At 34.6% G+C, this 23,569-nt stretch carries 22 protein-coding genes; 20 read left to right on the forward strand and 2 right to left on the reverse strand.

From position 1 onward, the window contains the following. Positions 1-190: 190 nt before the first annotated feature. Both BLS98_RS23465 and clpB read right to left on the reverse strand, forming a co-directional pair. Positions 191-343 carry a hypothetical protein gene (locus BLS98_RS23465; protein WP_167356272.1) on the reverse strand — a complete coding sequence of 51 codons (153 nt, stop codon included), beginning with the start codon at positions 341-343 and terminating at the stop codon, positions 191-193. 242 nt (positions 344-585) lie between these two features. Then, positions 586-3,180 (reverse strand): ATP-dependent chaperone ClpB, encoded by a 2,595-nt coding sequence (gene clpB / locus BLS98_RS22295; protein ID WP_089739620.1) that lies wholly within the window; start codon positions 3,178-3,180, stop codon positions 586-588. Positions 3,181-4,123: 943 nt separating this feature from the next. On the opposite strand from clpB, the gene BLS98_RS22300 reads away from it, so the two are divergent. From BLS98_RS22300 to BLS98_RS22395, 20 genes are all read left to right on the forward strand, one after another. Further along, positions 4,124-6,442 (forward strand): TonB-dependent receptor domain-containing protein, encoded by a 2,319-nt coding sequence (locus BLS98_RS22300; protein WP_167356273.1) that lies wholly within the window; start codon positions 4,124-4,126, stop codon positions 6,440-6,442. Between the two features lie 125 nt (positions 6,443-6,567). After that, complete coding sequence (locus tag BLS98_RS22305) at positions 6,568-6,753, forward strand: hypothetical protein (protein ID WP_089739624.1); 186 nt, start codon at positions 6,568-6,570, stop codon at positions 6,751-6,753. 80 nt (positions 6,754-6,833) lie between these two features. Further along, entirely contained in the window at positions 6,834-8,153 is a 1,320-nt protein-coding gene (locus BLS98_RS22310) for a radical SAM/SPASM domain-containing protein (RefSeq protein WP_089739626.1), read from the forward strand. Continuing rightward, positions 8,134-10,347, forward strand: coding sequence for a peptidase domain-containing ABC transporter (locus BLS98_RS22315; RefSeq protein WP_089739628.1), 2,214 nt, complete (start codon positions 8,134-8,136; stop codon positions 10,345-10,347). Before BLS98_RS22310 ends, BLS98_RS22315 begins: the two co-directional genes overlap by 20 nt. Before the next feature lie 210 nt (positions 10,348-10,557). After that, on the forward strand, positions 10,558-11,136 hold the full coding sequence (locus BLS98_RS22320; protein ID WP_089739630.1) for a TetR/AcrR family transcriptional regulator: 579 nt from the start codon (positions 10,558-10,560) through the stop codon (positions 11,134-11,136). After that, positions 11,108-11,827 (forward strand): CPBP family glutamic-type intramembrane protease, encoded by a 720-nt coding sequence (locus BLS98_RS22325; protein WP_089739632.1) that lies wholly within the window; start codon positions 11,108-11,110, stop codon positions 11,825-11,827. The genes BLS98_RS22320 and BLS98_RS22325 overlap by 29 nt, the downstream gene beginning before the upstream one ends. Positions 11,828-11,916: 89 nt before the next feature. Further along, entirely contained in the window at positions 11,917-13,233 is a 1,317-nt protein-coding gene (locus BLS98_RS22330) for a phenylacetate--CoA ligase family protein (RefSeq protein WP_089739634.1), read from the forward strand. Further along, positions 13,233-14,318: a 2Fe-2S iron-sulfur cluster-binding protein gene (locus tag BLS98_RS22335; protein WP_089739636.1), complete on the forward strand. Its 1,086-nt coding sequence runs from the start codon at positions 13,233-13,235 to the stop codon at positions 14,316-14,318. Before BLS98_RS22330 ends, BLS98_RS22335 begins: the two co-directional genes overlap by 1 nt. 85 nt (positions 14,319-14,403) lie before the next feature. Continuing rightward, the gene (gene paaA, locus BLS98_RS22340) at positions 14,404-15,342 is read left to right on the forward strand and encodes a 1,2-phenylacetyl-CoA epoxidase subunit PaaA (protein ID WP_045501831.1); all 939 of its coding nucleotides are present in this window, start codon (positions 14,404-14,406) and stop codon (positions 15,340-15,342) included. 112 nt (positions 15,343-15,454) lie between these two features. Next, the gene (gene paaB / locus BLS98_RS22345; RefSeq protein ID WP_002981782.1) at positions 15,455-15,736 is read left to right on the forward strand and encodes a 1,2-phenylacetyl-CoA epoxidase subunit PaaB; all 282 of its coding nucleotides are present in this window, start codon (positions 15,455-15,457) and stop codon (positions 15,734-15,736) included. 106 nt (positions 15,737-15,842) lie between these two features. Continuing rightward, positions 15,843-16,592, forward strand: a complete 750-nt coding sequence (gene paaC, locus BLS98_RS22350; RefSeq protein ID WP_089739638.1) for a 1,2-phenylacetyl-CoA epoxidase subunit PaaC — start codon at positions 15,843-15,845, stop codon at positions 16,590-16,592. Positions 16,593-16,763: 171 nt separating this feature from the next. Further along, complete coding sequence (gene paaD, locus BLS98_RS22355) at positions 16,764-17,228, forward strand: 1,2-phenylacetyl-CoA epoxidase subunit PaaD (RefSeq protein WP_089739640.1); 465 nt, start codon at positions 16,764-16,766, stop codon at positions 17,226-17,228. Positions 17,229-17,385: 157 nt separating this feature from the next. Beyond that, positions 17,386-18,186 carry an enoyl-CoA hydratase-related protein gene (locus tag BLS98_RS22360; protein ID WP_089739642.1) on the forward strand — a complete coding sequence of 267 codons (801 nt, stop codon included), beginning with the start codon at positions 17,386-17,388 and terminating at the stop codon, positions 18,184-18,186. A 127-nt stretch (positions 18,187-18,313) separates the two neighbouring features. After that, positions 18,314-19,444 carry a 3-hydroxyacyl-CoA dehydrogenase NAD-binding domain-containing protein gene (locus tag BLS98_RS22365; protein ID WP_089739644.1) on the forward strand — a complete coding sequence of 377 codons (1,131 nt, stop codon included), beginning with the start codon at positions 18,314-18,316 and terminating at the stop codon, positions 19,442-19,444. Between the two features lie 102 nt (positions 19,445-19,546). Then, positions 19,547-19,861 (forward strand): hypothetical protein, encoded by a 315-nt coding sequence (locus tag BLS98_RS22370; RefSeq protein WP_089739645.1) that lies wholly within the window; start codon positions 19,547-19,549, stop codon positions 19,859-19,861. 2 nt (positions 19,862-19,863) lie between these two features. Then, positions 19,864-20,277, forward strand: a complete 414-nt coding sequence (locus BLS98_RS22375; RefSeq protein WP_089739647.1) for a PaaI family thioesterase — start codon at positions 19,864-19,866, stop codon at positions 20,275-20,277. 67 nt (positions 20,278-20,344) lie between these two features. Beyond that, positions 20,345-20,707: a four helix bundle protein gene (locus tag BLS98_RS22380; RefSeq protein ID WP_089739650.1), complete on the forward strand. Its 363-nt coding sequence runs from the start codon at positions 20,345-20,347 to the stop codon at positions 20,705-20,707. Between the two features lie 45 nt (positions 20,708-20,752). After that, a complete protein-coding gene (gene pcaF / locus BLS98_RS22385; protein WP_089739652.1) occupies positions 20,753-21,958 on the forward strand; it encodes a 3-oxoadipyl-CoA thiolase in 1,206 nt (401 codons plus the stop codon). 120 nt (positions 21,959-22,078) lie between these two features. Next, positions 22,079-22,672: an acyltransferase gene (locus BLS98_RS22390; protein ID WP_047382988.1), complete on the forward strand. Its 594-nt coding sequence runs from the start codon at positions 22,079-22,081 to the stop codon at positions 22,670-22,672. A gap of 19 nt (positions 22,673-22,691) precedes the next feature. Further along, the gene (locus BLS98_RS22395) at positions 22,692-23,519 is read left to right on the forward strand and encodes an alpha/beta hydrolase (protein ID WP_089739655.1); all 828 of its coding nucleotides are present in this window, start codon (positions 22,692-22,694) and stop codon (positions 23,517-23,519) included. The last annotated feature ends 50 nt before the right edge of the window (positions 23,520-23,569 follow it).

Consider the following 23,569-nt stretch of genomic DNA (forward strand, 5'->3'; position numbering starts at 1 on the left):
TAGTTTTATAATGGAATATCCTTATTTCTGCAAATTTCGTAAAAAAATACGGGAGAAAGCTGAGTTGGGAATAAGGAATTACACTGTTATTTTTACCGTATTTTTACGGATTGTGTACTAATGAAAAAAAGATAAAGTTAAAATCAGATGATTAGGCATAAAAAAACGGAGAAAAATTCTCCGTTTATAGTTAAATACAGCCCCATTTTTTAGGATCCTTGCAAATCATTCCTGCCGTACAGCAAAGACCTGTGGGGCAGTTCCAGTTTTCATCACATTCAATGATTGGAGAAAGGATTCCGCCATCGATTTTCTTTAATTCTGTTCTTTTTAACTTTTTCATACTGATTTAGTTTAAGTTATTAATTTGTTTGAAGGTTAAAAGTAATAATATTTCACATTAAAAAGATATAAATTGTAAAAAGTATTTATTGATTAGAGCTTATTCTATAATTGTAGCCTCTTCAGAACTGACTTATTTAAGGAGTATCAAATGGTTTATACAAAAAAAATAAGTGCCGCAGATTTCTCTACAGCACTCATTTACAAAAATTAATGTATATGAAAAAAAACTACTTTATTCTTTTATTGTTCAGTAGGTCTGAATACTAGTCCAGTTTCTACAAAGTAATCCAGGGTAATTCTGTCACCATCATTTACATTTCCTGCAAGGATTTCTTTAGACAGTTTATTTAATACTTCCTGTTGGATCACTCTTTTTAAAGGTCTTGCTCCGAATGCCGGATCATATCCTTTGTTCATCAGATAATCTACTGCGTCCTGAGTGAAAGTCATGATGATGTTACGTTTTGCTAACATCTCATTAAATCCTCTCAATTGAAACTGAACGATTTTTCCAATCTCTTTCTTTTTCAATGGTTGGAAGAGAACAATCTCATCAATTCTGTTCAGGAATTCCGGACGTAACGTTTGCTTCAGTAAATCAAAAACTTCATCTTTGGTTTTATCCACAATCTCTTCCTGGTTTTCCTCAGTTAGATTTTCAAAATTCTCCTGAATCAGGTGTGAGCCTAAATTCGAAGTCATAATGATGATAGAATTTTTGAAATTCACAACACGGCCTTTATTATCCGTTAAACGTCCATCATCCAAAACCTGTAGCAAAGTGTTGAAAACATCAGGGTGTGCTTTTTCAACCTCATCTAAAAGGACTACAGAATAAGGTCTTCTTCTTACTGCTTCAGTCAACTGCCCACCTTCATCATATCCAACATATCCCGGAGGAGCTCCTACCAATCTGGAAACACTGTGACGTTCCTGATATTCACTCATATCAATTCTGGTCATGTTATTTTCATCATCAAACAAGAACTCTGCCAATGCTTTTGCAAGCTCAGTTTTACCAACACCGGTTGTTCCTAAGAATAAGAATGATCCAATTGGTTTTTTGTCATCACTCAACCCGGCTCTGTTTCTTCTGATGGCATCCGCTACAGCTTCAATGGCTTCATCCTGGCCTACAACTCTGTGGTGGAGTTCAGCCTCCAGATTCAATAACTTATCTCTTTCAGACTGTAATAACTTGGTTACAGGAATACCTGTCCATTTTGCAATGACTTCGGAGATATTTTCAGAGGTTACTTCCTCCTTAATGAGCTCATTCTGATGATTTTGCATTTCAAGTTCAACTTTAGCAAGCTCATCTTCTTTTTCACGAAGTTTTCCGTATTGGATTTCCGCTACTTTGGCATAATCTCCTGCTCTGGAAGCTCTTTCTGCTTCTAATTTCAGAGATTCAATATCTTTTTTGATCTGAGTAAGATCTTCACTTTTCTGTTTTTCTTTCAGCCATTTGGCATTAATCTCATTTCTCTGTTCAGAAATCTTTGAGATGTCTTCTTTTAAATGATCTATTTTAGTTTGGTTGCCTTCTCTTGAAATAGCAGCCAGCTCAATTTCCAGCTGCATTAATTTTCTGTCTAAAACATCCAGCTCTTCCGGTTTAGAATTAATTTCCATTCTCAGCTTAGCAGAAGCTTCATCAATAAGGTCAATGGCTTTATCCGGTAAAAATCTGTCTGAAATATATCTTTGAGACATTTCCACGGCTGCAATAATCGCTTCATCTTTGATTCTTACTTTATGGTGAGCTTCATATTTATCTTTAATTCCACGAAGGATAGAGATTGCAGATTCAGTATCCGGTTCTTCTACCATTACTTTCTGGAAACGTCTTTCCAACGCTTTATCTTTTTCAAAATACTTTTGGTATTCATTTAAAGTGGTTGCACCAATAGCTCTTAACTCACCTCTGGCAAGGGCTGGTTTCAAAATGTTGGCAGCATCCATAGCACCTTCGCCACCTCCTGCACCTACTAAAGTGTGGATCTCATCAATGAAAAGAATGATTTGTCCATCAGATTTGCTTACTTCATTTACTACGGATTTTAAACGTTCTTCAAATTCACCTTTGTATTTGGCTCCAGCGATCAAAGTTCCCATATCCAATGAATATAATGTCTTATCCACCAGATTTTCAGGAACGTCACCACTGATGATTCTGTGAGCAATTCCTTCAGCAATAGCCGTTTTACCTACACCCGGTTCTCCAATAAGGATAGGATTGTTTTTTGTTCTTCTGGAAAGAATCTGTAATACTCTTCTGATCTCTTCATCACGCCCGATTACGGGATCCAGTTTTCCTTCGGCTGCTAACTCGTTGAAGTTTTTAGCATATTTATTTAAGGATTGATAAGTCTCTTCTGAACTTGCAGAAGTAGCTTTGCTTCCTTTTCTTAATTCTTTAATGGCTCCTTCCAGTAATTTCTTGGTAACACCCATATCTTTCAACATTTGAGAAACTTCAGAGCTGGTTTCAATAAGGGATAACCATAAATGTTCAATGGTTACATATTCGTCACCCATTTTTTTAGCAATGTTGGGTGCATCCAGCAATACTTTATTGGCTGATTGTGAAAGATAGATATTTCCTCCCTGTACTTTTGGAAGCTTTTCTAAATTCTCACGGTTTCGCTCTCTTACTAAATTAGCATCTGCTTCAGATTTCTTTAATAGGAAAGGCGATATATTTTCATCCACCTGAAAGATTCCTTCAAGGAGGTGTTGTGGTTCAATACTTTGGTTGCCAAATTCCATCGCAACTTGTTGTGCTGCCTGGATGGCTTCTTGTGATTTTACAGTATATTGGTTTAAGTTCATATTTTCTATATTTTTGGTAATGATTCGTTTAAAGTTTGGTTTAAAAAAACATCAAGAAACTAAATTTTAAGGCTTAGTTTCTTAATGCCTATCAATTATTTAATCATTTAATCGATGACTGTATCGCAAAAACTGTTCAATTATTAAATTTACAAAAAATATGGACAAAATTTCCGGATTATGTATTTTTAACGATAATTTAACTTGACAAAATTTCCGATTCTTTAAAATTTTCTTTGAAATTGATGAACAAATAGTCAGTTCCGAATACAATCAAGAGAGACAAGTCTGGTAATAAAACTGAAAAAATATTATTTGAAAGGTAATTCTTTTATAAAATCTGCCGTGTATTCTAGTTGTATCATAGTTCCTGAACTTTGTTCTTTCCTGCTCTATCTTTTTTTTCTTGAGTTATATACAAGTAAATCAAAAAATATTGGGTTGAATCACTTAGAATATTTTAGCATAATAAACTAACAAATATTCGCTGTAATTGAGAAGATAATGCACCACTGATAGTCTGTTTTTACAATATTTTAGAAAATAAGGAATATCATTCAGGATAATTATTGTGTTATATCCTAAATTTTTAACATCAAAATCAATTTTTTTTTAAATTAATGAATAGTAAATTGGAGATAATGGTGATAATTCTCTTTTTTGGGTACTTGTTTTGTCACCGTCAGGTGATGTTTTTGGCTAAATTTCAGTTTTTTTTTCTATTTTAAAACAAACATTATTTGGCTTAACTTATTGTTTTTCAGCATATTGTTATTTATAATAATTATAAATTATAGCTTTTTAACCTGTGTAATTTTTTTCGTCACATTTTTTTTTACTTTTAGTTCACTTAGTTTAACCATGAAATAGTGTACTTTATATGAGAATGTTAATAATTTTGTCATTTATTTTTATTTCTGGGAATTTTATTTCTCAAATAAGGTTGAATGGACAAATTTTCGATGAAAATGATAAATCTATTGAGCTGGCAGAAGTTTTATTAATGACTAAGGATTCTGTTGCAATAACAAGTACTTTGACAAATGAGAGCGGAAGTTTTACCATAAAAAATAAAGATACAGGACAGTATATTTTAAGGGTAAAATATTTTAAAAATACATTGCTGAATTTAAATATAACATTGAATGGTAATACTGATCTTGGAAAGATTAAAGTAAAGGGAAATAATTTTCTTATTGATAAGGTGGTTCTTGAAGGAAAGAAAAAACTGATTGAAAGAAAAGTGGACCGATTAGTTTTTAATGTAGAAAATTCTGTCTCCGCAGCTGGGGGAGATGCTTTAGATGCATTGATGGTTACTCCTGGAATTAGGATACAGAATGATCAGATCTCTATTATTGGTAAAAGTGGCTTGTCAGTAATGGTTAATGATCGATTGATGCAGCTTTCTGGTGATGATTTAATTAATTATTTGAGATCTGTTCCTGTTAGTGACATAAAAAATATAGAAGTGATTACTACACCTCCAGCTAAATATAGTGCGGAAGGAAATAGTGGGATCATTAATATATCTTTAAAAAAAGCTAAGAACAATAGCTGGAATTCTACCTTTAATACTAGTTATCGACAGGGTTTTTATGGAATGGGAAGTATTGGCGGGCTATTCAATTATCAAAAGAATAAACTTGCCCTAAGTACGAGTATTAATTACTTGAACGGAGCATATTTCAGTGAAGAAAACGCTTCTATTTTTTATCCTGAGAATACCTGGAATAACCGTAACAGGTACAAGAATTATCAGGATAATCTCAATCTCAGGGTATCAATGGATTATGATATTTCAAAAAGATGGACAACTGGATTTCAGTATATTGGCAATTTATCAAATCCCAATGTTTCGGAAAGATTGAATACAGATATTTTAGGATTTAATGGCCAAAGAACTAATCTTTATACTACAGGACTGAATAGAAGGGATAACGATCTTACATCATTAAACTGGCATTCGAAAATAGATTTGGATACATTAGGCAGAAAGTTGAATATCGATTTTGATTATTTTAATTATAAAGCAAGTAATAATAGAGATTATTATACCAAAACAACGGGATCTTTTATAAACGGGATTGAAGATGGGGAAGTTTTTGTAAATAATAGTTCTTTGCAAAAAATCAATAATTATTCTATACAATTTGATATTCAGCACCCACTGAAATGGATGAAACTAAATTATGGTTCTAGATTGTCTTTTTCTACAACCAATAATAACATTACTTTGAACAGGATATCTGAAAATAAAACTGAACTAGATGATTTCCGTTACAAAGAGGATGTACAGGCTGTTTATGTTTCAGGAAATAAAAGCTTTGCAGAAGGCATTTGGGATGTACAGTTAGGGATAAGAGCAGAAAATACACAAACTAATGGAACATCGGGATCTTTGAATGAAACAACTAAAAATAATTATTTAAAATTTTTTCCAACAGCTTACGTAAAATATAAACCTAATAAAAAGCATACATACAGTTTAAATTATAGTAGAAGAATTTACCGGCCTGCTTTCGGACAGCTTAATCCGTTTAGATGGTATTCTAATGATTTTGCATATTCTACGGGGAATCCGTCTCTAATGCCAGTTTTTGTAGATAATTTGGAGTTCAATTATTCATACAAAGAAAATCTGCAGACCACACTTTACTATAGTTATGACAGTAATAACTCTTCGAGGGTAGTTTATTTTGATGAGAATACTTACAATCAGATCTCTATTCCTCTTAATTATTTTGATGATTATAGTATAGGAGTTAAGCAGCTTTATATTTTTCAAAAGCTGAAGTGGTTGGAAAGTACCAATCAGATGGATGTGTATTATTTTCATTCCAATTCTAGAATATATCCGATTACTCCTAGAAGTTCGGAGGGGATTGGAGCTGTGGTATCTACCTATAATAACTTTAGCTTGAATAAAGAAAAAACAATACAGATAGGTTTAAATTTTCAATATTTTTTTCCTAGAAAATCTGGGGATTTGGTTGAAAATAAAGGAATGGCTCTGATGGGCTTGTCTTCGAAGTTTTTGTTTTTAAAGAATAAATTACTTGTAGCACTGTCTGTCAATAACCTATTGAAGTCTTTTGATTATAATACAGAGAGCTACAGAAATAACATTTATAATCAATACAATGGGTATTTTGATTCCCAATATGTAAGACTTTCGCTTCGCTATCAATTTGGTAGCGATAGACCGAAGGACCAGATGCGAAATGTGGGAAATAAAGAAGAAAGACAGAGAATTAATTAGAATATAGTTTCATAAGGTTTTAGTGCGCAATACTACCTTGGATTTTATATAGTTTGCAAACGCTAGTCCAATAATGGTTTTTATGACTTTAAAAGATAAATCAATAACCATCAAATATCATTAACATGAAAAAAAAGTTTGACATCTCTAAATTTGAAGCTCTAGCAGCTTCTGGAGAAAAGCTAAAAGGAGGGTTCTCCAGTGCATTCAAAACTGCTACAACTAAATCTGTAGGTGGTAATAACTGCTTCGGAGGAAACTGTGCTGCAGGATGTAGTATCAAGGATATACCAACTACTACCACTAGCTAAAAGGGTTTATTCCATAATAAAGGTTAACGAAAGGCTTGCCAAGTAGTTAACCTCTTTTTTAAACTTTTAATATCCAAAAAATGAAATATAGTCAGTTTAATAGTATATTGCCTTATAATGGCAGCTTGGCGCTGTACAATTCATTTCAGCAGAAAGTCTTGTTTTTGGAAAATGAACTAAACGATTTGCTGCAGGCAGCCAGGGCAGAAGGAATTGATATTTTGGGGAATTATCATCCGGATTTTTATAACTATTTGAAAGATAATCGTTTTATTATTGAAGACGATATCAATGAACTAGAAGAGGTTAAAAAAAAGAGTAAATCAGTGGATGAAACCCAAGAAGAGTTCGTATTGACAATCAATCCCACTATGAATTGTAATTTTAAGTGCTGGTATTGCTACGAAACTCATATTAAGGATTCCCGATTGGAAGTCACTGTTATGGATTCCATCAATTTACTGGTAAATAAAATTTGTTCAAAACCTGAGTTGAAGACACTTACTTTGGCTTTTTTCGGAGGCGAACCCCTTTTATATTTTAAGAAAAATGTGATCCCGATAGTAGATCATGTAGTAGAGGTTTGTGAAAAATATGATAAAGAGTTTACCATTAGCTTCACAACCAACGGTTATCTTACCGATGATTACTTTATAGAATATTTCAGAAAAAAGAATCTCAATATACACTTGCAGATCACCTTTGACGGATACAAAGAAGAACATGATGAAGTAAGATTTGTCTCTAAAACTAAGGGAAGTTATGATGAGATCATCAAAAACATTAGAAAGTTACTTTCTTATGACAACTTTACGATAAAAGCAAGAATCAATTATACGGATAAAAATATACACAACTGTCACAAGATTGTCGATGATTTCGCTGATATTATTGAGAAGATTGATAAGAATAAATTGATGTTTGATTATCACAGGGTTTGGCAAAATGATCAGTTGGATGATACCAGTAAGTTTCTTGATGAAAACAGCAAAAAAATGCAGGAGAAAGGATTCATGACCCATGTACATTATTCTCCTAATAATGTCAATGATTCGTGTTATGCAGACAAACGAAACAGTGTGGTGGTAAACTACAATGGTGATATCTACAAATGTACTGCCAGAGACTTTGTACCCAAAGACAGAGCAGGATATCTGTCAGAAGACGGAGAGTTAATATGGAATGACGGCTATATTGAAAAAAGGATGGATTCTAAATTCAATAATAAGCCTTGCTTGTCCTGCCGAATTATGCCTCTGTGTAATGGGGGATGCTCACAGCATGCAATAGAAAATCTGGGAGGTGATGGTTACTGTGTGTACCATGGGGACGAACAGCAAAAGAGTAATGTTATATTAGCTAAAATAGATGAGATTGTAAATGCTCCGCAAGAAGTTTAATACCCATTTTCAGTATCAAGTCGAGAGTAGCGACTGTGCTGCAGCCTGTCTGACCATGATTGTGCGTGGCTTCAATAAGCCTTGTTCATTGAATCAGATAAAATCACTGTTTGAATTTACCAGGGTAGGGGTTTCTATCCAGGATATACTGGATGTCTCTGAGAAGCTGGGTTTAGAATCTTCAGCACTGAAATTGTCTTTAGATGATTTATTAGAGATCCCTAAACCTCTTATCTTGTATTGGAAACAGGATCATTTTGTAGTGCTGCAAAAAATAAAATTTAAAAACAACATTCCCTATTTTTATATTGGAGATCCTGGATATGGAGAGATTGTGATTGATGCAGAAACTTTGCAAAGCGAATGGAATGGAGACAATGACAAGGGTGTGGTCATCTACTTTGAGGAGGGAGAAGAGTTTCAGAATCTTCAACTTCCTAAAGTAGAAAAACAATCTTATTTTGATAATAAATATTTCCAGGAGACCTTTTTATTTCTTAAAAAACATAAAGTAAAGTATGCTATTTCCTTTGGTTTGATACTTTTAAGTCTTCTCGCCAATTTTTTTATTCCTTTTGTTTTTCAAAAAACTATTGATTTAGGAGTAGTGCCTAAATCCATTACTATTGTTTATTACTTTTTGCTGGCGCAGTTTGTTCTTTTTATTTCAGGTTTTATCTTCGAATTCGGAAACAATGTTATTCTTACAAGGTTAAATTTCAATTTAAGTATAAGAATGAAAGAGTTTCTGATGAAGAAATTAATAAAATTGCCCATCAATTTTTTTGATACCCGATTAAATACTGAAACATTACAGCGGCTCTCCGACCAGGATAGAATTCAAACCTTTTTAACCTGGAAGGGAATTGATTTTGTGTTGAGTTTTATTAATATTTTAGCATTTGGACTTATTCTTCTTTACTTCAATAAATTTATCTTTTTGGTATATTTTGTCTTTTCAATATTTTCTGTGCTTTGGATTGCTTTCTTTTTGAAAAGAAGAGCCATGATAGAATACGGTATGTTCATAAAACAATCTCAAAATAATAACAATATATATGAGTTTATTATGAATATGCCTGAAATTAAGATTAATAATGCTCAGAATAAGGTGATTGATAAGATACTTACAATCCAAGACAAATTGAATAAATTGTCTTTAAATTCCCTTTTTCTTAATATGTACCAGTTGTTTGGGATGAACTTTTTTACCAAACTCAAAGAGCTGGCGGCATTTGGTATCTGTGCGATTCTAATTATAAATGGTGAATTGACATTGGGAAGCTTATTAAGTATTTCCTATATCATAGGACAGCTGAATACTCCAATCCAGAAAATGTTATTTCTCATTAGAGATACCCAAGATGCAGACATTTCCAATCAAAGAGTTAGTGAAATCTACAGTAAAGAAGAAGAAGATATATGCGCTACGCAACATTTAGATGGATTTGAGATTGAACAGATTCAAATCAGAGATCTGAAGTTCAAATATCCTGGAAAGTTCAGTCCTTATGTGTTGGACGACGTGAGTTTTACCATCAATGCAAATTCTACCACGGCTATTGTTGGTTCAAGCGGTAGCGGAAAGTCGACATTGTTGAAATTGTTACTCAACTTTTACATGATAGAACATGGAACCATTAAGTTGAATGACATCAATATTAATGACGTATATTCCAGTGAATGGCGAAAGAAGTGCGGAATTGTGATGCAGGATGGTAATATATTCAGTGGTACAATTCTGGACAATATTGTATTCTCAGATATTGAAGTTGATGAAGAACGGGTAGTGAATGCCGCTAAAATGGCTTGTATATATGATTTTATTCTGACGTTACCCATGGGTTTTAATACAAGAGTAGGAACCTCTGGAATAGAACTGTCAGGAGGACAAAAGCAGCGTATACTTATTGCAAGAGCAGTATACAAGGACCCAGAATATATCTTTTTTGATGAAGCTACTTCAGCTTTGGATGCAGAAAATGAAAAGAATATCCATGACAATCTTCAAGAGTTCTTCAAAGGTAAAACAGTGATCATTATTGCTCATCGTTTATCCACCGTAAAAAATGCAGACCAAATCATTGTGCTCAAGAATGGAAAAATTGTAGAACAAGGGGGACATCTGGAATTGGTGGAGAATAAATCAAACTATTATAGTTTAGTCAAAAATCAGCTGGAGCTTGGAGGATAATTATGCATTAGAATATAAAACTGTACCCTTCAGATATTTTTTCAGCTTCTTCATAGGAGGAGGCTTATGATCTATTGGCATCTCTTTTTAGAAGCATACTTTTATAGACTTTTCAATACCTTTCGCTTAAAAATAATTTCTATGTTTGAAATCTTTTGTGTTTGATATCATGAGGTTTAAATCAGAATAGCTACTTTTGCATTTTTACAGATGGAACTTAAAGAAAAACAAAGGAAAATATTAGACGTAGCAGTAGAACTTTTCAAAGAGAAAGGGTATATGGGGAGCTCGGTAAGAGACTTGGCTACGAAGCTTAATATCAAAGCTGCATCATTGTATGCACACATCCGCTCGAAGGAAGAAATTCTGGAGTGGGTTTGTTTTGGTATTGCGCAGGAGTTTTTTGATGAACTTCAGGAAGTAAAAAATACAGATATTGCTCCAAGAGAAAAACTGAACTTATTTTTAGATAAACACCTGTCTGTTGTTCTTAAAAACCGTGATGTTACTCATATTTATTCCATAGAATGGAGGCATCTTGAAGAAAGGCTTTCCGAATTTGTGGAATTAAGAAAAAATTATCAGCAGGAAGTTGAGGAGCTTATTTCAGAAGTTTACCTGGCGGAAAACTGGGAACTGAAATCACCTTCATTTACAACAAGATTCATTCTACATACCCTAAATAATTCCTATTTCTGGTTCAAAAGAAGTAGTGATTCTACTGATGAAATTACCGATGAGATAAGGGATAAAATCCTTTATGGCTTACTGGGAAATGAAAAGCAGTAATCTTTTTTCAGTAGTTACTGATTTTTTAAAATTTATTTACAGGCCTGATTGTAAGAAAGTTGATGACTTTTTTGCAGTAAAGATTCAAAAGTTATTGTTACTTTTTTTAATAGTTCTTGTTATAAGAGTAATTCTAATTTCCATGGGCGAATTCTTTATTTCTACTTCTTTTAAAAAGGATATATCCCAACCGGACCTCAAAATTCTTTTACTATCCTGTTCACTGGTTCCGGTCCTGGAAGAAATAGCATTTAGGCTGCCACTGCTTTTCTCTTCAATTAATTTATCTCTTTCAACAAGTATTTTATCTTTTTTTCTAATCAATAGATTCTTTCTTGTAGATAATCATTACGATATTGGAAATTATTTTTTTCTAAGAGCTCTGATGGCGCTGATAATTGGTGCTATAGTTTGGTTTATGAGTAAAAAATATGCTTATAATCTAAAACTTTTTTATAGTAGGAAGCTTTGCCTTATTGTATATGGCTATAGTTTGATATTCGCATTAATGCATATTGGTAATTATGAAATGAAATCAAATTTTCTGATAGCATCTGTTTGGCTTGTTTTACCACATATTGCCGCAGGTTTGTTATATAGTTTTGTAAGAGTAAAATATGGATTTTTTTACTCTCTTTCGATACATGTTATCAACAATTTAATTCCCGTGATCGCTTTCTTTTTTATTTAGAATCGTTCAAAATATGACGAAAATCATAAAAATTTTGCCAGCTTCCAAAATCTTTTTAAATTTACACCTAACAAATGTTAGTTAGTTTTATGGATTTTTCAGTTGAATATCTGGAGCTGGGTCAGTTGAGACAGCTTCAATCCGACCGGTTAGTAAATCTCATGGGTTATCTGAACGGTAAGTCGGAATTTTATAAAAGAAAGTTTGATGAATTGCAGATATCTCCGCAGGATATAAGGACCATTGAGGATATCACGAAACTTCCAATTACTTACAAACAGGATTTAAGAGACCATTACCCATTTGGTTTATTTACAGTTCCAAAAAGTGAACTTCAGAGAATTCATTGTTCAAGCGGAACTACAGGAAAACCAACCGTGGTAGGATATACAAAAGAAGATGTAGATCTTTTCAGTGAAGTAGTGGCTAGATCATTACATGCTGCAGGTGCCAGACCGGGAATGCAACTACACAATGCTTATGGTTATGGGATTTTTACGGGTGGATTAGGGCTTCATTACGGTGCAGAAATGCTGGGAATGAGTGTTCTTCCTATTTCAGGAGGAATGACAGCAAGACAGGTAGATCTTATTGTAGACTTTAAACCGGAAGTGATTTGCTGTTCACCATCCTATGCTCTAACCATTGCAGATGAATTTGCGAAGCGAGGAATTTCAGCAGAAGAAATTAGTCTTAAGTATGCTGTATTGGGCTCTGAACCTTGGACAGAAATTATCAGAGGCCATATCGAGGAAAGATTAGGTGTTCATGCTACCAATATTTATGGTTTAAGCGAAATTATCGGTCCTGGAGTCTCCATGGAAGATTTTGAAGAAAAAGGAGGTTCCTACATTTGGGAAGATCATTTTTATCCTGAAATTTTGGACCCGATCACCAAAGAACCAGTTCCTTTCGGAGAAGAAGGTGTATTGGTGATTACAACGTTAACGAAAAAGGCAATGCCGCTGCTGCGTTACTGGACGAATGATATTACGAGCCTTTATTACGACGAAAATGCCAAAAGAACAATGGTGAAAATGAAACCGATTGTGGGCAGAGCAGATGATATGCTGATTGTAAGAGGTGTAAATGTATACCCTAGCCAGATTGAAGATGCATTTTCTTATGTAGAAGGGGTGGTTCCTAATTATTATTTGACTCCTGTTGAAAAAGAACAGATGTGTGTAGCCTTAGATATTGACATTGAAATTGATGATGAATTGGTAAAGGCTCGAAAAATAGAAGCAAATACCGATGATTATTTTAATTTTGTCGGAAGCTTCGGAAAAAATATAGAAAACGAAATAAAAAAGAGAGTAGGCATCACAACAAAAGTGAAAGTTCATGCTCAGGACAGTTTGCCGAAGTGCGAAGGTGGAAAAATTAATAGAATACTAAAAAAATAATGAATTCATTTTATAAACTTAAAACTGTAAGGGTTCAGAAGGATACTTCAGACGCTGTGAATGTAGCGGTGGAAATTCCTGAAGAACTGAAAGACAAGTTCAGGTTCAAACAAGGACAATACCTTAATTTCCGTATGATGATTAACGGAAATGAAGAAAGACGTTCTTACTCTATCTGTAATGCTCCAAGTGAAAAAAGCAATACATTGGAAGTTTTAGTGAAATTGCTTGAAAACGGAAAAGTATCTGGATACTTCAATGAGCATCTTCACATGGATGAAATGCTGGAAGTAATGCCTCCAATGGGAGGTTTTAATACTTCTTATCACCCGACTAACGTAAAAACATATGTTGGTTTGGCGGCAGGAAGCGGAATTACACCGGTTTTATCCAATATCAAAGAAAGCCTTTACCAGGAACCTAACAGTAATGCTTATTTGTTTTACAGTAACAGAAGCATGAATCACATTTTAAGAAAAGCTGAAATTGATAAGTTGGTAGAACAGTTCAATGGAAGATTTAAAGTGATTTATCTGGTAAGTCGTGAAAAACACGAAGATCCTGTTTTTGAAGGAAGAATTTCCCCTGAAAAGTTGGATCAGCTGTTTGAAAGATATACCGATATAGATGTAAAAGAATCCACTTATTTTATCTGTGGTCCTTCAGAAATGATCAAAGGAATTGCAGATTATCTGAAAAAAGATAAAAAAGTACCAGCTATTCAGGTTTTATTTGAATACTTCACGGCTCCTGATGAAGAAAATACGGAGGAAATGAGTGATGAATTCAAAGCGATTGCCAATATTGAAAGTATGGTAACGGTAATCATTGATGATGATGAGTATTCGTTCCATCTTAATTCCAAAAAAGAAAGTATCTTAGATAAAGCATTGAAAGACAATCTTCCAGTACCTTTTGCATGTAAAGGAGGAGTTTGTTGTACGTGTAAAGCGGAAGTTTTAGAAGGAGAAGTTTTCATGGAGAAAAACTACGCGCTTACCGAAGACGAAGTAGCCAGAGGTTACGTTCTTACCTGCCAATGTCACCCGACAACGAATGTGGTGATGCTTAATTATGATGTTTAAAAATTAATGTAACAATGTAACAATTTACCAGTGTAACAATCATTGGTACATTGCTAGACTGATACATTGCTAAATTGAAAAAATTATGGACTTAGAAAAATTTGTTCAATACGTTCACGAAGAAAATAAAGTAGAACCAAAAGACGTAATGCCTGATGATTACAGAAAATTATTGGTTCGTCAGATTTCACAGCACGCCCATTCTGAAATTGTAGGAATGCTACCGGAAGCCAACTGGATTTCCAGAGCCCCTTCATTGAGAAGAAAAATGGCGCTTTTGGCCAAAGTTCAGGATGAAGCAGGACATGGTTTATACTTATATTCTGCTACTGAAACTCTAGGAGACGGAAGCATCAGAGCAGACAGAGATGCTACTTATGATGACATGCTGGAAGGAAAAGCAAAATACTCAAGTATCTTCAATTATCCAACGTTAAGCTGGGCTGATATCGGTGCCATCGGTTGGTTGGTTGATGGTGCGGCTATTATGAATCAGGTAATGTTAATGGGGAATTCTTATGGGCCTTATTCAAGAGCGATGGTGAAGATCTGTAAAGAAGAATCTTTCCACCAAAGACAAGGCTATGAGATTCTGATGGCTCTTTGCCGTGGTACAAAACAACAGAAAGAAATGGCTCAAGCATCGTTAAACCGTTTCTGGTGGCCAGCTTTAATGATGTTTGGACCGAATGATGACAGCTCGCCAAACTCTAAAATCTCTATGAATTACAGAGTAAAAAGAGAAAGTAACGACAGTCTTCGTCAGAGATTTATTGATGTTACTGTTTCTCAGGCTGAATTCTTAGGGTTAACCATTCCGGATAAAGACCTGAAATGGAATGAGGAAAGGCAACATTATGATTTCGGAGAGCTTCCTTGGGGTGAATTCATGGAAATCTTAAAAGGAAACGGACCTTGCAACAAAAAGCGTATCGAAACCAAGAGAAAAGCTCAGAGAGAAAATTCGTGGGTAAAAGAAGCAGCGATTGCTTTTGCAGAAAAACAACAAAAAGAAGTAATATAATAATGTAACAATATACCAATGTAAAAATGTAACAATCAATTGTCATGCTGAGCGAAGCAAAGCATCTCATTGGTAAACTGGTACATTGATGCATTGTTAAATTAATTTGAATATGGCAAATTTAGATATGTGGGAAGTGTTTATTCAGACTAAACCGGGATTATCTCACAAACACGTTGGAATAGTACAGGCGCCAACAGCAGAAATGGCTTTACAGAACGCAAGAGACGTTTATACAAGAAGAAAAGAAGGAACTTCTGTTTGGGTAGTTCCAAGTAAATATATTGTAACTTCGGAAGGAGTGGATAAAGAAGCATTCTTCGATCCGGCTGATGACAAACTATACCGTCATCCAACTTTCTACGAGATTCCAAACGACGTAAAAAATATGTAATATGAATAAGACTTGAAGATAATAGACGAATAGATAAAAGACTTTAAGGTTTACCCATCTATTATCTATCCGTCTATTATCTATTGGTCTTCAAATCTATTAAACAATGAACCCATTATATAATTATTTATTAAAACTAGCAGACGACAGTTTCATTATGGGGCAACGTTTGTCTGCGTGGTGCGGTGAAGGTCCTTATTTAGAGGAAGATATTGCATTAACGAACATCGCTTTGGATCAACTTGGGCAGGCTAACAACTTTTATGTGTATGCTTCAAGGGTTATTGACAATGGTAAAAGTGAGGATGATATCGCTTTTTTAAGATACGAGCACGAATATGTGAACGCACACTGGACAGAGCTTCCCAATGAAGATTATGCTCAGACGATCCTAAAAGTGTATGTTTTCTCTGTGTATCAGAAATTGATGTACGAGGCGTTGTCAAATTCGGCTAATGAAGAACTATCGGCAATTGCTCAAAAATCATTGAAAGAAGTAAGGTATCACTATACTCACACTGCATCCTGGATGAAAATTTTCGCTCAGGGAACAGAAGAAAGCCGTACACGTTTAGAAAGAGCTATTGAAGATATCTGGGAATATACAAAAGGACTTTTTGCAAAATCAGAAGGTGAAGATGATCTTGTTGTTTTAAACATTGTTCCTAATGTTGATGAACTATACAAAGAGTTTATTTCCATTACAGAGAAGGATTTCCAGAGCTTCGGATTAGAATATCCAACAAATCCTTTCATGCAGCCAAAATCAAGAACAGGATATCATACAGAGTATTTCGGATTTATTCTTTGTGAGCTTCAGTATATGCAGAGAGCGTATCCTGGATGTACGTGGTAGATTTTGGAATGTAACAGTGTAGCAATTTATCAATGTAACAATCTTAAAATTGAGATATTGATAAACTGTTTTTTGTTGACTTTGCTAAGTGAAACGTCTTTGCGAACTTAAAAACATTTAGCTTTCAAAAAAATCTTAGCGCATTTTGCGTTAAAAAAATTAGAAAAAAGATTGAAAAATCCTTTAGAAATATTAGAATTAGTTCCCGATCCGGAAATTCCGGTGATTAACATTGTGGAGCTGGGAATTGTAAGAGGTGCACAAATTACAGGAGATAATTCTTGTGAAGTGACAATCACCCCTACATATTCTGCTTGTCCGGCAATGTTCACCATTGAAGAAGATATCATGAAGATCATGAAGGAAAACGGATGGGAAGCCAAAGTAGTCACCAAAATGTTTCCAATATGGACAACAGATTGGCTGACAGATGAAGCGAGAGAAAAACTTCGTGCTTTCGGAATCACACCACCTGAAAAGGGAGCAGATGAACATCACATCGGGAAACCGAAAAAATGTCCACGTTGTGGTTCTGAACACACCAAACAGATCAGCAGATTTGGGTCTACTTTGTGTAAGGCTTCTTATCAATGCTTAGACTGTTTAGAACCTTTTGATTATTTTAAATGTCACTAAAATGAATGAGACAATAAATCAAAGTATCAGTTTATTGATAAGGTTTACGGACTATGCAAAACATAACGATGATAGGGCTAGATTGTTAAATTGTTAAGCTGTTACATTGATTAATATTGTTAAATTAGTGCATTGTTAAATATAAAATATAAAAACTATGTATACACAACTTGATATTGAATCGCATTTTGACGGAAAGCTTAAAATTGCATATCTAAATCAGCCTGAAACGATGAATGCGCTTACGAAGCCAGCTTTAGGAGATTTGAAAGATTTCATTAAAGAATGCAGTGAAGATGAAACTGTAAGATGCGTTGCTATTTCTGGAAGAGGAAGAGCTTTTTGTTCCGGTCAAAACCTTGAAGAAGCTTTTGCTGTAGGCAAAGAGCACCACGATCAGGACATCATCAGAAAAATTGTGGTAGATTACTATAACCCATTGGTAATGGAAGTTACCCGTTGTAAGAAACCAGTTATTGCGTTAGTAAACGGTCCTGCTGTAGGGGCTGGCGCCATGTTGGCATTAATCTGTGACTTTGTGTTAGCCAATAACAAAGCTTATTTTGCTCAGGCGTTTTCAAATATCGGTTTAATTCCTGATACAGGAGGAACCTATTTCTTACCGAAGCTTTTAGGTAGACAATTGGCTAATTATTTAGCTTTTACAGGTAAAAAATTATCTGCTGAAGAATCTAAAACCCATGGTCTTGTTGCTGAGGTCTTCACTGAAGAAGAGTTCGGACCAAAATCAATGGAAATTCTTGAGAAAATGGCGAATATGCCAACAGCAGCTCTTAAATTAACTAAAAAAGCTTTTGCTAGTTCTTATACCAATACTTTAAAAGAACAGTTGGAACTGGAAGGTGACCTACAACAGGAAGCGGCAGAAACAGAAGACTTCATAGAAGGTGTAAATGCCTTTTTACAGAAAAGAAAACCTGACTATAAAGGAAAATAAGATTAATATAACAATTTACCAATGTAACAGTTTACCAATCAATATAAATGCTTAGTCAAGATTCAATTTTTTCGATAAAATTGTTACATTGGTAAACTGATACATTGTTACATTACTTTTTTTAACTATGAATATTGGAATTATTGGGGCTGGAACCATGGGCGTAGGAATTGCTCAGGTGGCTGCAACAGCAGGATGCAAGGTCGTTTTATTCGATGCTAATGCTCCACAAATAGATAAAGCACTTACAGGTTTAGAGAAAACCCTTCAGAAATTAACTGAAAAAGGAAAGATTTCTCAGGAAAAAGCTGCAGAGATCAGAAACAATATCGTAAAAGGTGAAGCATTGCAGGATTTAAAAGATTCTAATCTAGTCATCGAAGCGATTATTGAAAACAAAGACATTAAAACCAAAGTTTTTACAGAACTTGAAACGTATGTTTCTGAAGACTGTATCATCGGTTCCAATACATCATCCATCTCTATCACCTCTCTAGGTGCAGAATTAAAGAAACCAGAACGCTTCATAGGAATTCACTTTTTCAATCCGGCTCCATTGATGCCTTTAGTAGAAGTAATTCCCTCTTTATTAACAGAAAAAACTTTAGCTGAAAAAATATACAACCTCATGAAAGAATGGGGAAAAATACCTGTTATTGCTAAAGATATTCCAGGATTTATCGTCAACAGAATTGCCCGTCCATATTATGGTGAAGCCTTAAGAATTGTTGAAGAAAATATTGCAACACCTGAGCAGGTAGATGAAGCGATGAAAACTTTAGGAAACTTCAAAATGGGCCCTTTTGAATTAATGGATCTTATTGGAGTAGATGTAAACTTTGCTGTAACCACAACAGTTTACAAAGATTATTTCTATGATCCTAAGTATAAGCCTTCTTTACTGCAACAGAGAATGTCTGAAGCTAAACTTCACGGCAGAAAAACAGGAAAAGGTTTCTATGATTACAGCGAAGGAGCTGCAAAACCGGAAGCGCAGAAAGACGATGCTCTTTATCAGCAGATCTTTTTAAGAATTATTTCAATGCTGATTAATGAAGCTGTGGAAGCTAAAAGATTAGGAGTTGCCAATGATGAAGACATCGAACTGGCCATGCAGAAAGGAGTAAATTATCCAAAAGGATTATTAGGTTGGGGACAGGAAATTGGATATTCAAAAATCTCAGAAACCCTACAGAACCTTTACAACGAATATCAGGAAGAAAGGTATAGACAAAGCCCTTTACTGCGTAAAATGTAACAATATACCAATCTAACAATGTAGCAATTGCGCTGTCATGCTGAGCTTGTCGAAGCATCTCATTGGTAAACTGTTACATTGTTAAATTATTAGATTGAATAAATGAATATAGAAGAATTCAGAGCTGAGTTGGAGACCAGACTTTTAATTGAGAAGCAGTATTTAACTCAGGAAGCTTCCTCTATTGATGAGCAGGAAAGACTTGAGTTGCTAGGAGAGTTTAATGAGAAATATAGAACGCTGATTAATAGATTAGCCAATGAAAATGGAATTGATCTAAATGCACTGTATGAAGAAGAAAACAGTTCAGCCAGCTCCGATACTCATCTTACATATGAACAGGTAATTCTCGGTAAAACCATGAGTGTTTATGATAGATTATCCGATGAATTATATGAAGAAATAACAAACATATAGAAATGAATCCAAGACAAGTTGCAGATTATATGTTCGATCAGGATTATTTTTCCCAATGGATGAATATTAAAATGATTGAAGTAAAAGAAAACTATTGCCTGATAGAAATGCCTATCAAAAAGGATATGATTAATGGCCTTAAAACGGTTCATGGTGGAGTAACATTTGCTTTTGCAGATTCTGCACTGGCATTTTCATCCAACAATACAGGCGATGCAGCCGTAGCTTTAAACTGTATCATCAATTTTACCAAAGCCGGAAAAGAAGGAGATGTTTTCAGAGCAGAAAGTGTCTTGGTGAATGATACCAGAAAAACAGCTGTGTACGACATTCAAATCACCAATCAGAACAGTGAGCTGATTGCAAAATTTGTAGGGACAGTGTATAAAATAGGAAAGAAAGTAACTGAGCTGTAAGCTCAATGTAACAATATACCATTATAACAATGTACCAATAATGAAATAAAATTAATTCCTAACACACATGATAAATTTCGAGAATAATCCATTAATTGAGAAAACTGTTCAATTTTCTTTAGATATAATTGAATTTTGTGAATTGTTAGAAGAAAAAAGAAAATTTGTTATAGCAAAACAACTATTACGTTCTGGAACAGGTATAGGGGCAAATGCTTTTGAAGCACAAAATCCTCACAGTAAGAATGATTTTGTAAATAAAATTAAAATTGCAGCTAAAGAACTGGAAGAAACCAAATATTGGCTATATCTGTGTAAACATTCTAAAACTTATCCTTTTGATGAAAAATTGGAAATTCAGATTACAGAGATTGGAAAGATTATATATAAAATATTAAGTACAAGTTTAAATAAAAATCAATCAATCTAGTATTGTTACACTGTTACATTGCTAAATTGTTATATTAAAATAATTATGAACAACGTATACATCATAGACTATGTCAGAACTCCCATTTCAAAGTTACAGGGAGGATTATCAGAAGTAAGAGCAGATGATCTTGCAGCTATTGTTATCAAAGAAGTGGTGGCAAGAAACCCTGAAGTTCCTGTGGAGGAAATTGAGGATGTGATTTTCGGGTGTGCTAATCAGGCTGGAGAAGATAACAGAAACGTAGCTAGAATGGGACTTTTATTAGCTGGTCTGCCTTATAAAATTGGTGGAGAGACGGTAAATAGGCTTTGTGCTTCAGGAATGTCAGCCGTAGCGAATGCTTTCCGTTCTATTGCAGCGGGTGAAGGTGAAATTTATATTGCAGGTGGAGTAGAGCATATGACGCGTTCTCCTTATGTAATGTCTAAACCAAGTGCAGCTTTTGGAAGAGACAGTCAGATGTATGATACCACTTTCGGATGGAGATTTATCAACCCGAAGATGAAAGAAATGTATGGCGTTGACGGAATGGGTGAAACTGCAGAAAATCTTGCAGACATGCACCAGATCAACAGAGAAGATCAGGACAAATTTGCCCTTTGGTCTCAGCAAAAAGCGACTAAAGCTCAGGAAAACGGAAGATTGGCTGAAGAAATCGTGAAAGTTGAAATTCCACAAAGAAAAGGAGATCCAATCGTTTTTGAAAAAGATGAGTTTATTAAACCAACTTCTTCCATCGAAGGATTAGGAAAACTTCGTCCTGCTTTCAGAAAAGAAGGAACCGTAACAGCAGGAAATGCTTCAGGAATGAACGATGGAGCAGCCGCTTTAATCTTAGCTAGCGAAGAAGCAGTAAAAAAATATGGATTAAAGCCGAAAGCTAAAATCTTAGGATCTTCTGTAGCAGGTGTAGAGCCAAGAATTATGGGAATAGGGCCTGTAGAAGCTACTCAGAAATTATTAAAGAGATTAAACCTGTCTCTTGAAGATATGGACATCATCGAACTAAACGAAGCTTTTGCAGCACAGGCTTTAGCCGTAACAAGAAGCTTAGGTTTACAGGATGATGATGCAAGAATAAATCCAAACGGTGGAGCTATTGCGATTGGTCACCCACTGGGCGTTTCCGGAGCAAGAATCATCGGTTCTGCAGCCATGGAACTTCAGAAACAGAATAAGAAATATGCATTATGTACCCTTTGTATCGGTGTTGGACAAGGGTATGCAATGGTCATTGAAAAAGTATAACTTTTTCAATAATGTACCAATATAACAATGTATCAGTGTACCAATATTAAAGCATGATTTTCAAATTGGTACATTGGTAAACTGGTACATTTCTAAATTAAATTTTTAATAAAAATTTTTATGAACATCTACTCATATCACGGAATCCGCCCCATTATCAAACCTTCTGCCTATATCCATCCACAGGCAGTCATTATCGGGAATGTGGAAATTGGTGAAGAAGTCTATATCGGTCCCAATGCTGTGATCCGTGGCGACTGGGGAAAAATTATCATTAAAGACGGAGCCAATGTTCAGGAGAACTGTACCCTTCATGTTTTCCCCAATATAGAAACCATTTTGGAGGAATCAGCACATATTGGACATGGAGCGATTATTCATTCCGGACACATCGGAAAGAACTGTTTAATTGGAATGAATTCCGTTGTGATGGACAAAGCTTATATCGGTGACGAAAGTATTGTCGGAGCTTTAGCTTTTGTTCCTGCGAACTTCAGATGTGAACCCAGAAAACTGATTGTAGGTAGCCCTGCAAAAATTATCCGTGATGTTTCTGATGAAATGATCCATTGGAAAACAGAAGGAACAAAACTATATCAGGAATTGGCCAGAGAAGGAAAAGAAGCTATTCTGCCTTGTGAGCCTTTTACAGAATATGTTCAGCAAATCCCTACAAAAATTGTTGATTACAGCATTTGGGATGATGTGAAATAATAACCTTTCAAAATTAAATATGATAAAGAAAATTGCTCTTGTATGCAGTATGATGTTGGCGGTAAATTCTATGGTATCAGCACAGACTGCTGCTGTTAAACCGCTTACGATAGGAGAAGTGAGGACCATTAAGTCCAAAGCTCTAAATGAAGAAAGAACATTGAATATCTATCTTCCTCAAAATTTTGATAAATCAAAGTCATACCCAATCATCTATCTCTTAGACGGAAGTATGAGTGAAGATTTTATCCATGTTACAGGGCTGGTGCAGTTCTTTAATCAAATGTATTCTATGCCGGAAACTATCGTGGTGGGAATTGCGAATATAGACAGAAAAAGAGATTTTACTTTCCATACAGATCTGAAGGATTTACAGAAAGACTATCCAACAACAGGACATTCAGATAAGTTTATCACCTTTTTTGAAAAAGAATTGAAACCTTATGTGGAAAGCCAGTTTAAAACAACAGAGAAATATTTGTTCGGGCAATCTCTTGGAGGGTTGTTAGCAACAGAAATCTTGCTGAAGAAACCGGAAATGTTCAACAATTATTTCATCATCAGCCCAAGTTTATGGTGGGATGATGAAAGCCTTTTAAAACAGGCTCCTCAGTTACTTGCAAAATCTGCAGATACTAAAAAATTCGTTTATGTTTCTGTGGGAAAAGGGGAGCATCCTGTGATGATAAAAGACGCAGGAAATTTTTATGATGTTTTGAAAAAAGCAGGTAAGAAAAACTGGACAGTAGAATATAAAATGATGGAAACAGACAACCATGCAACTATTCTTCACAGAAGTTTATATGAAGGATTGGTAAAGCTGTTTCCGTATCAGGAACCGAAATAATTATAAATGTAACAATATACCAATGTAAAAATATAACAGCCATTTGTCAT

The organism is Chryseobacterium jejuense (genome assembly GCF_900100075.1).
GTDB lineage: Bacteria > Bacteroidota > Bacteroidia > Flavobacteriales > Weeksellaceae > Chryseobacterium > Chryseobacterium jejuense.

Coding starts and splice junctions, on each gene's coding strand:
- BLS98_RS23465 (WP_167356272.1), bottom strand. CDS start 343: ATGAAAAAGTTAAAAAGAACAGAATTAAAGAAAATCGATGGCGGAATC.
- clpB (WP_089739620.1), bottom strand. CDS start 3,180: ATGAACTTAAACCAATATACTGTAAAATCACAAGAAGCCATCCAGGCA.
- BLS98_RS22305 (WP_089739624.1), top strand. CDS start 6,568: ATGAAAAAAAAGTTTGACATCTCTAAATTTGAAGCTCTAGCAGCTTCT.
- BLS98_RS22310 (WP_089739626.1), top strand. CDS start 6,834: ATGAAATATAGTCAGTTTAATAGTATATTGCCTTATAATGGCAGCTTG.
- BLS98_RS22315 (WP_089739628.1), top strand. CDS start 8,134: ATGCTCCGCAAGAAGTTTAATACCCATTTTCAGTATCAAGTCGAGAGT.
- BLS98_RS22320 (WP_089739630.1), top strand. CDS start 10,558: ATGGAACTTAAAGAAAAACAAAGGAAAATATTAGACGTAGCAGTAGAA.
- BLS98_RS22325 (WP_089739632.1), top strand. CDS start 11,108: ATGGCTTACTGGGAAATGAAAAGCAGTAATCTTTTTTCAGTAGTTACT.
- BLS98_RS22330 (WP_089739634.1), top strand. CDS start 11,917: ATGGATTTTTCAGTTGAATATCTGGAGCTGGGTCAGTTGAGACAGCTT.
- BLS98_RS22335 (WP_089739636.1), top strand. CDS start 13,233: ATGAATTCATTTTATAAACTTAAAACTGTAAGGGTTCAGAAGGATACT.
- paaA (WP_045501831.1), top strand. CDS start 14,404: ATGGACTTAGAAAAATTTGTTCAATACGTTCACGAAGAAAATAAAGTA.
- paaB (WP_002981782.1), top strand. CDS start 15,455: ATGGCAAATTTAGATATGTGGGAAGTGTTTATTCAGACTAAACCGGGA.
- paaC (WP_089739638.1), top strand. CDS start 15,843: ATGAACCCATTATATAATTATTTATTAAAACTAGCAGACGACAGTTTC.
- BLS98_RS22360 (WP_089739642.1), top strand. CDS start 17,386: ATGTATACACAACTTGATATTGAATCGCATTTTGACGGAAAGCTTAAA.
- BLS98_RS22365 (WP_089739644.1), top strand. CDS start 18,314: ATGAATATTGGAATTATTGGGGCTGGAACCATGGGCGTAGGAATTGCT.
- BLS98_RS22370 (WP_089739645.1), top strand. CDS start 19,547: ATGAATATAGAAGAATTCAGAGCTGAGTTGGAGACCAGACTTTTAATT.
- BLS98_RS22375 (WP_089739647.1), top strand. CDS start 19,864: ATGAATCCAAGACAAGTTGCAGATTATATGTTCGATCAGGATTATTTT.
- BLS98_RS22380 (WP_089739650.1), top strand. CDS start 20,345: ATGATAAATTTCGAGAATAATCCATTAATTGAGAAAACTGTTCAATTT.
- pcaF (WP_089739652.1), top strand. CDS start 20,753: ATGAACAACGTATACATCATAGACTATGTCAGAACTCCCATTTCAAAG.
- BLS98_RS22390 (WP_047382988.1), top strand. CDS start 22,079: ATGAACATCTACTCATATCACGGAATCCGCCCCATTATCAAACCTTCT.
- BLS98_RS22395 (WP_089739655.1), top strand. CDS start 22,692: ATGATAAAGAAAATTGCTCTTGTATGCAGTATGATGTTGGCGGTAAAT.